This is a genomic window from Bacillus sp. SH7-1, from assembly GCF_008042405.1.
Classification (GTDB): Bacteria; Bacillota; Bacilli; order Bacillales; family Bacillaceae_G; genus Bacillus_A; species Bacillus_A thuringiensis_N.
Genome location: NZ_QNUD01000018.1, coordinates 56,764 through 69,095, shown reverse-complemented (window position 1 = coordinate 69,095; position 12,332 = coordinate 56,764). Strand labels below are relative to the sequence as shown.

The following is a 12,332-nucleotide window of genomic DNA, read 5'->3' as shown; positions in this document are numbered from 1 at the left end:
AAGGACTTCTTTTTTGTTATTAAGACTCTGTTGTAACAACATTTCCGTCTGCGTGAGGGGTAGTATCTCCTCCGGTATCCTGTTGCTGTTGTTGCTGTTCTTGTTGTTTGCGTTCCTCTTCAGCCTTTTTCTTAGCTTCTTCATCAGCCTTTTTTCTAGCCTCTTCGTCAGCTTTCTGCTTAGCTTCTTCATCAGCCTTTTTCTTAGCTTCTTCATCAGCCTTTTTCTTAGCCTCTTCATCAGCCTTTTTCTTAGCCTCTTCGTCAGCTTTCTTCTTGCTTTCTTCTTAGCTTCTTCATCAGCCTTTTTCTTAGCTTCTTCATCAGCCTTTTTCTTAGCCTCTTCATCAGCCTTGCCTCTTCGTCAGCTTTCTTCTTAGACTCTTCATCAGCCTTTTTCTTAGCTTCTTCATCAGCTATTTTCTTAGCTTCGTCTTGTTTTAGTTTATCTTCATTAGCTTTTTTCTGTGCTTCCTCATCAGCTTTTTTCTTAGCTTCTTCGTCAGCCTTTTTCTTAGCCTCTTCGTCAGCTTTCTTAGCATCTGGAGTTCCTCCAGGCGCAGTGAAGGATGCACCAACTGCAGGACTTGTTCCAGTACCTTTTTTCGCTACTACAGAGAAGCTGTAAGTAACGCCTGGTTTAATACCGCCAAGAGTAGCTGTTGTACCTTTTATTGATAAACTACCACTTGAACCGTCTGTCGCTTTATAGCTTGCTGCATATGCATCAACTTCTGCTGGTCCAGACCAGTTTAGTGTAACTGTGCTAGCACCATCGAAAGTGACATTAAGACCACTAGGTGCATCTACTTTAATTTGTTTCACTGCATCTTTCTTAGCACCTTTTACGTACAATTCACCATTTAATTCTTGTACAGAAGAAGGGCGTTCGAAACGAGATTTATCTGTAGCGAATTTACTCATCATTACTTGGAACATTTGCTGTGCAATTCTAGTATAACGATCACTAATATAGTTTTCTGGGCCATTTTTTTCATAACCAGTCCATACTGCCATTGTATATTGCGGTGTATATCCAGCGAACCAGCTATCTCTGTTTGCATCAGCTGGAATACCATATTCTTTTATAACGTCTGCATCAAAGTTTTGTGTTCCTGTTTTACCGGCAACATCAACACCTGAAACGTATGCTGTTGGACCAGTACCGCCAGAACCAGGTTTTACTACGTCACGAAGAACGTCAGTCACCATGTAAGCTGTGTAGTCTTGCATCGCGCGTTGTTCTTTCGGTTTAAAACTTTTCTTTTTCCCATCTGGGAAGATAACTTCTTTTACGAAGTGCGGTTTATTGTAGTTCCCACCATTACCAAAGGCTGCATATGCCCCCGCTAATTGTAATGGAGAACTATCGTTACTACCAATTGCTGTTGATTCATATGTTTTGCCGTCTTTAAATGTCATACCTAAACCTTCAGCAAACGCTTGTGACTTAGGAAGACCAACCGCTTGAGCTGTCTTTAAAGCAGGGATGTTTAATGATTTTTTCAAAGCTTCACGTAGTGAAACGTCACCTTTGTAACTATTTGTTGCATTTCGTATTTTTTTCCCATCTGAATACGTATATTCTGAGTCATTTAATTGATGGTATGTAGACCATTGTAAATTCTCAATTGCTGGGCCGTAGTCGAAAATTGGTTTCATTGTTGAACCGACTTGGCGTTTTAAATCAGTGGCCATATTATGACCTTTGAAAGTAGACTTACTTTCTTTACGCCCAGCTCCAATTGCTCGAACTTCACCAGATTGTGTATCCATAAATACGAATGAACCTTGGAATTGATCGTTCGGATACTTAATAAGATTGCCATCCATAATTTTATCAGCGTAATCTTGAGCATCTTGATCAAGTGTTGTATGAATCGTTAAACCATCTGAACCGATATTTACATCCGGATATTCTTTTTCAACTTCTTTTACAACAGCATCTAAAAATGCTTGATACTTCATCTCTGTTACTTCTGAAGACGGTTGAAGGCCCTCAGTTACAGGGATTTTCATTGCGTTATTCATTTCGTCTTTTGTTATATAACCATGTCGATTCATTAATGATAATACGACGTTACGACGTTGTGTAGCTCGTTCAACGTTGTCTGGTTTTGTTGGATCATAAATATTAGGACCTTGGGGTAAACCTGCAAGCATTGCGGCTTCATGTAACTGTAAGTCTTTTAGATCTTTGTCATAATATTTTTTTGCAGCTGTTGCAATACCGTACGAACGGTTACCCAGGTTAATCTTATTTAAGTACATTTCTAAAATCTCATGTTTAGAGTATTGTTGCTCTAATTTGTAAGATAAGTACCATTCCTGTACTTTTCTCTTTGCAGTTTTGTCCATCGTTAGAAAATAGTTTTTGACTACTTGTTGCGTAATCGTACTACCACCTTGAGATCCAAAACCTCCAGTGACATTTTCCATAACTGCTTTTGTAGTTCGTTTAAAATCAATTCCATTATGATCATAGAAACGTGAATCCTCAGTTGCAAGGAATGCATTTTCAACTACTTTTGGAATTTGATCATACGTAACGTGGGTTCGTTTTTCAGCACCGTATTCGTAGAAAAAGTTCCCGTTCTTATCAAGAAACTTTGTTGATAAAGGATTGACAAGTTTTGATTTGTCTAATTTTGGAGCGTCCTTCACCATAACAAAGAAAGCGGAAACGCCAGCTACAAGACCAACGATACCAAGAAGTAGACAGCCTATAAGGAATTTTTTAAAAAAGGAGCCTTTTTTCTTTGGTTTTTTTTCTTTATTTGTTTCTTGCTGTTGATTTTGATTTTTTACATGATTTCGTTCTGTACGAGAACGATAATTATCTGACATTATACTTTCTCCTACCTTTCATTCTCTCCCCAAAAGTCGAAAAAAGAGCCTTAGTGATGACTCTATCACGAAAAATAAACCGTGTCTAGTACACGGATATAATCAATCCGAGGGTGATAACCGCATGATAATAAAGATCCATGCTCTTCTATTTCTTCTTTCGTAATCGATTTCCGCCCACCAGTATTTTGACGATTCCAAAACGCAATAATATGTTTTGCATCTAATAAATAAAGTTCATCAAAAAGTGTAAATTTAATAATAACAAATGCAATTCCATTATGAGCGATTACTTGCTTCATATGTTCAATTTGATGAAGGTGGAAGTTTTGAAGTGGAAAGCTGGTTTTATTTTTTGTTTCTTTCGCTTCAAAGTCGATGTATTTCCCTTTGTATACACCGTTGTAATCTGTTGTAGAAGGTTGTTTAAAATACGCTTCTTTTACCACTGCAGCACTTCGAGCGGGGTAATCTACTTTTACAATTTGAAGAGGAGTAGGTTTTTTATGTACACATGCAATATTATGGGTTAAGTAATATTCATTTGTTTCATTTAATTCCTCTTCAAGGGACATACCTCTATTACTATAAGTATGTTTTTTAATAGGTGTTTTATGAGGTTGTGAAGCTTGATTGAACCGTTTTCCATTTGGGTAACGAATGGTCATAGTGTGTCCACTCCCAACTTGTTAAGAATTACTTACAAAGGTGATTATAACAAAAAATGAAAAAAGATGTGACCTTTTTGAAGAAAGGTAGGATGACTTATTCGTGTTTACATGGAATGATTATGAAAAAATTAAACAATATCGTAAAAATATCGCTTGTACAGAAGAAGAAAAAATAATCGTTTACAACATTAAGAGGGAAATAGAAATAGTTAATATGGACAACATTTCTCGAACACAGTCTTATCAAGAATATTATGTAAGAAATAGTGAAATCAGGTGGGCCTTCTTAGCGAGTATGGTCTCGAGAAATGCGGGATGGAATATGACTGATTTAAAAGGGAGGTATTATGCTACTGTTTTACCTCAAAAAGTAAAAAAACATTTGTTTCTGACGTATGAAGAAGCGAATTGGATTATTTTTTTAGATGCATTTCCTCAGCTGTTGTTATACGAAGAAAGTAAGAGGAGGCAGGTGCCACTATTCTATCTGTTACAATATTTCAACGTATCAATTTTTATGGAAAAAGAATGGATATATTTTTGGGAGAAAAAAGATATAAACAGGCTCATGACAGCCCTTATTATAAATGAGCAAAATAAAATTCAAAAACCAGTTATTGAGAATGCATATTTTAAAAAACATGTATTCCATACAGCACTTTTTAAATTGCAAGAAATGCTTCATGTTAGTGCCGTTATTTTTCCAACCGTTGAAGGGAATATGTATGGTTTTTCAGTTTATCAATTTGAAACGTTACAAAAGCGTATAGAACTAGGGAAGAAATTAGCGGAGTTACTGTTTCATCCAGATTATAAAAGGTTATTCCATAGGTTTGCATTGCAAACTACACACACAGGATCAAGAGCAGATTATGAATATTATGTAAGAGGAGCTAGAAAATCTTGTACGCCAGCCCTTAGAGAGGTTTATCCTGTTGTTGCACATAAGGGGATAAGTATGAGAGATTGGTTTTGTAGAGATACAGAAATAAATGAGCTATTTTTACCAGAAGAGTATAAGGGTGAGGTTGATATAACAGAATGGTATAAAAGAAAGAGAGAGCAAATCTATGTTGCTTCTATTGTAAATCGTTTTGTTAAAAGGATGGAAGAGTTCGTGATATAATAAAAAAGAAGTCCCGTCTTCATAAATGAAGACGGGACTTCTTAATGTGAAGTAATCCTGCCATTTGTGCTAAAAAATTAATCTCAAAACTTAATGAATATAAGAGATTAAGGATGTTTCAGAAATTAGCTTTTTGTAAAAGTATTAAAGTTTCACTTTATGTAGCAGGGAAGTTTGGACCATCTAACTTTGGATTGCCAGTTTCGGGTTTATTTTGTTTGTTTTGTTTTTTCTTTTTTTCATCTTTGTTCTTTGTCATCTTCATACACCTCCTTTTTGTATTGTTACCATTTCTATAAATGACATACAAAATGATTTCTTTGACGAATAACAACTAGTTTTGTCATGTGGGCAGGAGTGGGAAATCATTCGGCGAAATTACATGACAAAGGAAAAGCAAAGAAGGGGGCGTTTTGTATATGGCGATGGTTCAGAAGGAAGATGTAATGAAAACGATGGATCAAATGTTAAGTTCTCTCGATTTGCTGGAAATGAACATAGGGATTAGAATGAATCATGCATTGAAGGATAAGAGTGAAAAAATATGCAACAAGATAGAAATAACAGAAATGCATATTGAGCATATGGAAAATAAATTAGTGCATCACGAAGAAAAAGGGAATTGGGTGAAGGCATTTCAAAACGTCGTAGTGAGTGCATAATAAGGTGGGAATAAAATGAAGTATGAAGCATTAATACAGTCTTCGGAAAAACTTATACAGCATAATAATGAAGCGAATGTGAAAAAAAGAGAAATGATTGAATATGATTTTTATAAGGATATGAAACCATTTGTAGATATGGTAGATGAGGAATTAAAAGTGTGGAAAGAATTAGCTTATAAATGGATTAAGGAAGAAAAACCGAAGTATATACATGTACAGCAAATTGATCAAGTGTACGATAATTTACAAACAAATGTGTTGCAATGTTTTGTAAATAAAGGAAAAGGTAAGCGATTCTTTGAAACACATCAAGCCATTTCGTATACTTTGCAAAATATAATCGAGCAATGTAAGTAACAAGAGGGGAAACCCTCTTGTTTTTTTATGCTTCTGTCATTGTTGTAGGTTTTGTTGCCCCGTTTATTTCTAATTCTTTTATTAACGTTCGGTAATCTGAAATGCATATTTTTCCTTCGAGATACCAATGTCTCGCAAAGTCTAACAATTCATTTACATTCTCTGTGTAATACCCCTTTTTTTGAGAAAACGCTTGTTTTAAATCCCCTAATACCATGTTGATTCCTCCCCCATGAGAATCTTCTTCTTCATTATCATAGCATGGAAGGGTTTTCTTTTTTAATTTTTTAAAAATTTAAACTTCCGACAAAAATAGACAGATACTCCGTCACACAAATTATTTTGCAGGTACATATTATATATGTAGAAACTTATGTGAAGGAGGAGAGAATGCATGTTTCAACAACCTAACGTATATCAGCAAACGAATCCATATGCACAGCAAAATATGTACCAATATAATACGGATACATATTTACGGTATAATATGTATCCTTTCGAGCCTCATTATGGAAATCAAAATTATTACCAGCCATTTGAAGTGTCGTTTATGAATCAATCGCAACAACAGCAGCCTTATATGAATCAACAGCAGCAGCCTTATATGGATCAACAACAGCAACCTTATATGAATTCCCAATACTATATGCCACCACCATCTCCCTATGGAAATCAGCAAGCGATGTTTTATCCACCAAAACAACCGTACCCAACGCAGAATAAACAAAAGCAACAACAGCAACCAAGCCAATTTTCTAGTTTTGTTTCCCAATTTAAAACGTCAGATGGTAACTATGATGTAAATAAAATGATGAATACAGCTGGACAAATGATGAATGCGATGAATCAAGTGACAGGTATTGTAAAGCAAGTTGGAGGATTTTTTGGTAAGTAATTTTGGAGGGGTGTCTATAAAAAAGTATCTTATATGAAGTAGGGACTAGACAAATTTCCTTGGAGTAAATGGGTATATATAACAAACGGCTTTCCCTCTTTTCTCATACTGTAAAGTGTAATCAGATTTTTTTTATGAGAGAGGAGAGAAAAAACTATGCATCATTGTCATCCTTGTTTTGGAGGGCATAAGCCTGTAGGACCTATTTGTACAACTGCTCCTGTCGTTCATCCGACGAAACAATGCGTAACACACTCTTTTTCAACAACGGTGGTGCCACACATTTTCCCAACACATACAACACATGTACATCATCAACAAATTAAAAACCAAAACTTCTTCCCGCAAACAAACTCGAATGTAAATGTTGTAGACCCAATCGATCCAGGATTTGGCGGCGGATGTGGACCATGTGGCCATGGTCATCACCACCACAGCCATCAAATATCTCCATTCGGACCAGGACCGAATGTATCACCGTTTGGACCAGGACCGAATGTATCACCGTTTGGACCAGGACCGAATGTATCACCATTTGGACCAGGACCAAATGTATCACCAGTAGGTCCAAATATTGGACCAAACGTTGGTGGAATATTTAAAAAGTAAATGATATGTTAGAACTAGCGAAATGCTAGTTCTTTTTTTGTAATTGGAGTGTTGATATGAAAGTTATTGCAGTAACAGGATATAAGCCATTTGAACTTGGAATATTTAAAAATGATCATCCAGGAGTAGAATGTATAAAAAAGGCGCTGCGTCGTAAATTAACTGCTTTTGTAGAAGATGGTTTAGAGTGGGTTATAATAAGTGGCCAGTTAGGTGTCGAATTATGGGCTGCTGAAGTTGTTTTTGAAATACAAGTAGAATATCCAGATTTAAAATTAGCGGTATTTACTCCGTTTTTAGAACAAGAAGAAGGTTGGAAGGAAGATAACCGTGAATATTACGAATTTATTCTCTCACAAGCAGACCATATTGATAGTATCACGAAACGGAAGTACGAAAGCCCAGAGCAATTTAAATTAAAAAATCAATTTTTTATTGAAAAAAGTGATGCACTTTTAGCTGTATATGATGAAGAAAAACCAGGGAGTCCTAAATATATTGTAGAAGCAGCAAAGAAAAAAGGAGAAATAGAAAATTATCACAGTTATTTCATTCTTTTTTCCGATTTACAAGATATAATAGAAGAGGAACAGTGGAATAATGCTGAGTAATATGTAATATAGTACTCGTATATATGATTGACAAAAAGCATTGTTTCTGAAAAAATTTAGTTAATGAAAGTTTTGGCAAAAATTTGAGGTGAAGAAAATGATTTCGGATAAAATTAAATTAACGGCAAAAGATATTTTAGAAAAAGAATTTAAAACAGGTATGAGAGGTTATCAACAAGAAGAAGTAGACAAGTTTCTTGATATGATCATTAAAGACTATGAGGCTTTCCACAAGGAGTTTGATCAATTAAAGCAACAAAATGCTCGTTTAAAGCGTGAACTAGAAGAACAAAAACTAGTAGCAACGCAAGCTCCACAACAACCTGTACAAACACCAGTTGCACAACCAGTATATAACAACACGAATACGGACATTTTAAAACGTCTATCTAATTTAGAAAAAGCTGTATTTGGAAGTAAGTTATACGAATAATTTTTGGTGATAAAAAGGTAAAAGCATTTTACATAGAAAAAAACATTGCAAAATCTTTTTGTTTCCACTATACTAATGGATGTCATAACGTTTGGGTAATCGCTGCAACGCCAACGTTGTAGAGGAAAGTCCATGCTCGCACGGCCTGAGATGGCTGTAGTGTTCGTGCCTAGCCAATTCATAAGCTAGGGTATTCTGGCTGTAAGGCTGGTTTAACGGCAGGGAAAAAACCTAAGTCCTTTCGGATATGGTTTGACTACCTTTAAAGTGCCACAGTGACGAAGTCCTTGAAGAAATGATAGGAGTGGAACGAGGTAAACCCCACGAGCGAGAAACCCAAATAATGGTAGGGGAATCTTTTCCAAGGAAATGAACGACGGGAAAGGACAGGTTGTATAACCTGTAGATAGATGATTGCCACCGGAGTACGAGGCGTGGGCCGTTTGCAGTACAAAGGAACAGAACATGGCTTACAGAACGTTATGAACCAACTATGAAATAACTCAGCTCTCCTTTGTTAGAGGAGGGCTTTTTATTTGTATGAAGTTATAAATTATGAGTTAAAATGGTTAATGAGAAAAAAATTTGTAAAATGTAATAATTAATAGGACAAATTGCTATTAATTATTGTTTGAATATACATAAGAGGTGAATGCAAATGGGAAAAGTTACTTTAATTGCAACAGCGGCAATGGGTATTGAAGCGTTAGTTGCTCGAGAAGTTCGCGATCTTGGTTACGAATGCCAAGTAGAAAACAGCAAAGTAACATTTGAAGCAGATGAAAAGGCGATTTGTCGCACGAATTTATGGTTACGTACTGCGGACCGTGTGAAAATTAAAGTTGGCGAATTCAAAGCGACAACATTTGATGAGCTGTTTGAGAAAACGAAAGCATTAAACTGGGGAGATTATATTCCGGAGAACGGTGAGTTCCCTGTTATCGGTAAATCTTTAAAATCTGAGTTATTCAGTGTTTCGGATTGCCAACGTATCGTTAAAAAGGCTGTCGTTGAAAAATTAAAAACAACATATAAACGTACAACTTGGTTTGAAGAAGATGGTCCGTTATTCCGTATTGAGATTGCAATGTTAAAAGATATTGCAACATTAACAATTGATGCAAGCGGTGTTGGACTTCATAAACGTGGATACCGAATGGATCAAGGGGAAGCTCCTTTAAAAGAAACATTAGCTGCGTCTTTAATTAAATTAACAAACTGGAAGCCAGATCGTCCTTTCGTGGATCCTTTCTGTGGATCAGGTACAATTCCGATTGAAGCAGCATTAATTGGACAAAATATCGCACCAGGATTTAACCGTGGCTTCGCATCAGACGAGTGGGGCTGGGTAGGTAAACAAAACTGGCGTGAAGCTCGTCAAGAAGCTGAAGATTTAGCGAACTATAATCAACCACTGCAAATCATTGGATCAGATATTGATCATCGTATGATTCGAGTTGCTCAAGATAACGCAGAAGAAGTAGGTTTAGGTGATTTAATTACATTTAAACAAATGCAAGTAAAAGATTTCACGACAAAAGAGGATTATGGCTACGTTGTAACGAATCCTCCATACGGAGAACGTTTAAGTGAAAAAGCGCTTGTTGAACAATTGTACAAAGAAATGGGACAAGTATTCCGTCCATTAGATACATGGTCAGCGTATGTATTAACAAGTTACGAAGCATTTGAGAAGTGCTACGGAAAAGATGCATCAAAGAAACGTAAACTGTTTAACGGATTTATCCGTACAGATTACTACCAATACTTCGGAAAACGACCACCGCGTAATTCATAGTATAAAACTCCTCCAGCGCGCATATACTGGCTATTATGTAATGCGTAAAGGAGGAACTGGTATGGATAGTTTCCAATTATCAATGATTCAAAAAGCTATTCACCGTACGTATGATGAGCTCGGAAAAGAAGTGGATAGTCAAGGTGCGATGGTAGATGAAATACAAAAAGCACAAGAAGAATATTTGTCAGCTCTTTCACATGAAACAGCGATTGATAAACGGTATTTAAAGTCATTAATATAGAAGAAAATTTTCCTTTTTCGAAAGGAAAATTTTTTTTCGTGTATTTCTATGTATGGCAACAGGGGAAAGTGGCTGCACACATATGAATAGCAGCTACTATATCTTTTTATAGAAAAACTTTTTGGTTGGAGGCTAAGGATGTTTACTGAGAAGAGATTACCATTTGAAGTAGGAAAACAAGACAATTTTTATGATAAGTTGAATGAGTGGATTGGAGATGTATTTTATGACATCCTTCCGGAAAAAGGCTTTGAAGAGCGTGATGAACAAATTTTCATGGCGTTTCAATTAGAGCGTGCTTTCCAAGAAAAGAAAGTAATGTTCGCAGAAGCGGGTGTAGGAACAGGGAAAACAATTGTATATCTTCTATATGCAATTTGCTATGCGCGTTATACTGGAAAACCAGCTATTATCGCTTGTGCAGATGAAACGTTAATTGAGCAACTTGTAAAAGAAGAAGGGGACATTGCTAAATTATCCGAAGCGTTAGGCTTATCGGTAGATGTAAGACTTGCGAAATCAATGGATAATTATTTATGTTTACGTAAACTTGAAGATGTTATGAGTGGACGAGCTCCAGAAGTAATTGAAGATGTATACTACGAATTACCGCAGTTTGTATTTGATCATGGTACGATGCAAAACTTTACTCACTATGGTGATCGAAAAGAGTTTCCGCTTTTAAATGATGAGGAATGGTCAAAAATAAATTGGGATTACTTCCAAGATTGCTTCACTTGTGATTCACGTCACCGTTGTGGTCAAACTCTTTCACGTGAACATTATCGTAAAGCGGCAGATTTAATTATTTGTTCTCAAGATTTCTATATGGATCATATTTGGACGTACGATGCTCGTAAGCGTGAAGGGCAAATTCCGTTATTACCAGAAAGTAGCTGCGTTGTATTTGATGAAGGACATCTTGTAGAATATGCAGCCCAAAAAGCTTTAACATATCGTTTAAAGCAAACGATGATGGAGCAACTTCTAACGAGATTATTACAAAATGATATTCGTGAAGAGTTCGCACATTTAGTAGAAGAAACAATTTGGCAAACAGAACGATTCTTTGATGTGTTACAAGAAAATAAAAAGGAAATTGCCGGTTCTGATCGTTTAGAAATTACTGTGACAGAAAAGGTAACAGCTGAAGCGAAGCGACTTTATGCGAAAATTGGTGAAGTCGGTGATGCGTTAGTATTTGAAAGTGAAATGCATACAGTAAACACGTATGATTTAAATATCGTCGATGAACATTTAGATGTATTAGAACATTCACTTCGTCTGTTCATGCACGAGAAAAATGTAATTACATGGGGTGAAGAAGGTGATGGAGCCTTCACGTTAGTAATTATGCCACGTGCAGTTGAAGAAGTATTACAAGAGAAAGTATTCTCAAAGAAAATCCCGTATATTTTCTCTTCTGCTACATTATCTAACAACGATTCATTCGCATTTACAGCAAATAGCCTAGGGGTAAAAGATTATTTATCATTCTCAGTTGCCTCACCATTTGATTACGAAGAACAAATGGCAGTAAACTTACTATCACATACGAAAGAAAATGAATGGGAAAGAAAGTGTCAATATACACTTGAAAATATACAGAAAACAAATGGACGTACGCTCGTATTATTCCGTACAACGCAAGAGCTTGCAGCGTTCAAAGAATATGTAAGTAAAGAACAAATGTCAGTTCCGTTCCTATATGAAGGGGATCAAGAAATTAGTCAGCTCGTTTCTCGTTTCCAAAATGAAGAAGAGACTGTACTTTGTGCCGTTCATTTATGGGAAGGTTTAGATATTCCTGGTTCATCATTATCACATGTTATTATTTGGTCATTACCATTCCCTCCAAACGATCCTGTGTTTGAAGCGAAGCGTAAACATGTAAATGATCCATTCTGGGATGTAGATGTACCATATATGATTTTACGTCTTCGTCAAGGGATTGGCCGTTTAATTCGTACGAGCGATGATAAAGGTACTATATCAATTTTCTTATCTGATACAGAAGATGAGAAAGTGGTAGAAGCGGTGAAAAACGTACTACCAGTAGAAGGTAAAGAATTGTAAG

General features: G+C 36.1%; 14 protein-coding genes, 1 other RNA gene and 1 pseudogene. 11 read left to right on the top strand and 5 right to left on the bottom strand.

Going from position 1 to position 12,332, the window contains the following annotated elements:
- From DN390_RS31775 to recU, 3 genes and pseudogenes are all read right to left on the bottom strand, one after another.
- The coding region (locus tag DN390_RS31775) for a hypothetical protein (RefSeq protein WP_179955758.1) at positions 1–240 on the bottom strand (240 nt) is incomplete at its 3' end.
- A pseudogene (locus tag DN390_RS17010) lies at positions 185–2,846 on the bottom strand (PBP1A family penicillin-binding protein); the annotation flags it as partial. The pseudogene DN390_RS17010 and the gene DN390_RS31775, both read right to left, overlap by 56 nt.
- Before the next feature lie 65 nt (positions 2,847–2,911).
- Positions 2,912–3,514: a Holliday junction resolvase RecU gene (gene recU, locus DN390_RS17005; RefSeq protein WP_060630210.1), complete on the bottom strand. Its 603-nt coding sequence runs from the start codon at positions 3,512–3,514 to the stop codon at positions 2,912–2,914.
- A 103-nt stretch (positions 3,515–3,617) separates the two neighbouring features.
- Here recU and DN390_RS17000 point away from each other — a divergent pair, with 103 nt between their 5' ends.
- The gene (locus DN390_RS17000) at positions 3,618–4,643 is read left to right on the top strand and encodes a DUF2515 domain-containing protein (protein WP_147807900.1); all 1,026 of its coding nucleotides are present in this window, start codon (positions 3,618–3,620) and stop codon (positions 4,641–4,643) included.
- Between the two features lie 157 nt (positions 4,644–4,800).
- On the opposite strand, the gene DN390_RS30670 is transcribed toward DN390_RS17000, so the two are convergent.
- The gene (locus DN390_RS30670) at positions 4,801–4,977 is read right to left on the bottom strand and encodes a phage portal protein (protein WP_179955759.1); all 177 of its coding nucleotides are present in this window, start codon (positions 4,975–4,977) and stop codon (positions 4,801–4,803) included.
- 85 nt (positions 4,978–5,062) lie between these two features.
- On the opposite strand from DN390_RS30670, the gene DN390_RS16995 reads away from it, so the two are divergent.
- Both DN390_RS16995 and DN390_RS16990 read left to right on the top strand, forming a co-directional pair.
- Positions 5,063–5,305 carry a hypothetical protein gene (locus tag DN390_RS16995; protein ID WP_001252039.1) on the top strand — a complete coding sequence of 81 codons (243 nt, stop codon included), beginning with the start codon at positions 5,063–5,065 and terminating at the stop codon, positions 5,303–5,305.
- A 15-nt stretch (positions 5,306–5,320) separates the two neighbouring features.
- Positions 5,321–5,665, top strand: coding sequence for a YppE family protein (locus tag DN390_RS16990; protein ID WP_147807899.1), 345 nt, complete (start codon positions 5,321–5,323; stop codon positions 5,663–5,665).
- Positions 5,666–5,690: 25 nt separating this feature from the next.
- Here DN390_RS16990 and DN390_RS16985 read toward each other — a convergent pair whose 3' ends face one another.
- Entirely contained in the window at positions 5,691–5,882 is a 192-nt protein-coding gene (locus DN390_RS16985) for a YppF family protein (RefSeq protein ID WP_000242661.1), read from the bottom strand.
- 177 nt (positions 5,883–6,059) lie between these two features.
- Between DN390_RS16985 and DN390_RS16980 the strand changes: the two genes are divergently transcribed.
- From DN390_RS16980 to DN390_RS16945, 8 genes are all read left to right on the top strand, one after another.
- A complete protein-coding gene (locus DN390_RS16980; RefSeq protein ID WP_147807898.1) occupies positions 6,060–6,560 on the top strand; it encodes a YppG family protein in 501 nt (166 codons plus the stop codon).
- 156 nt (positions 6,561–6,716) lie between these two features.
- A complete protein-coding gene (locus tag DN390_RS16975; RefSeq protein WP_147807897.1) occupies positions 6,717–7,169 on the top strand; it encodes a CotD family spore coat protein in 453 nt (150 codons plus the stop codon).
- Between the two features lie 56 nt (positions 7,170–7,225).
- Complete coding sequence (locus tag DN390_RS16970; protein ID WP_078418394.1) at positions 7,226–7,780, top strand: SLOG family protein; 555 nt, start codon at positions 7,226–7,228, stop codon at positions 7,778–7,780.
- Positions 7,781–7,877: 97 nt separating this feature from the next.
- A complete protein-coding gene (gene gpsB, locus DN390_RS16965) occupies positions 7,878–8,213 on the top strand; it encodes a cell division regulator GpsB (RefSeq protein WP_063224127.1) in 336 nt (111 codons plus the stop codon).
- 87 nt (positions 8,214–8,300) lie between these two features.
- An RNA gene (gene rnpB / locus DN390_RS16960) (RNase P RNA component class B) lies at positions 8,301–8,691 on the top strand.
- 180 nt (positions 8,692–8,871) lie between these two features.
- Positions 8,872–10,011 carry a THUMP domain-containing class I SAM-dependent RNA methyltransferase gene (locus DN390_RS16955; protein ID WP_000521229.1) on the top strand — a complete coding sequence of 380 codons (1,140 nt, stop codon included), beginning with the start codon at positions 8,872–8,874 and terminating at the stop codon, positions 10,009–10,011.
- A gap of 61 nt (positions 10,012–10,072) precedes the next feature.
- Complete coding sequence (locus DN390_RS16950; protein ID WP_060630215.1) at positions 10,073–10,255, top strand: DUF3921 family protein; 183 nt, start codon at positions 10,073–10,075, stop codon at positions 10,253–10,255.
- Between the two features lie 138 nt (positions 10,256–10,393).
- A complete protein-coding gene (locus tag DN390_RS16945) occupies positions 10,394–12,331 on the top strand; it encodes an ATP-dependent DNA helicase (protein ID WP_060630216.1) in 1,938 nt (645 codons plus the stop codon).
- Position 12,332 lies beyond the last annotated feature (1 nt).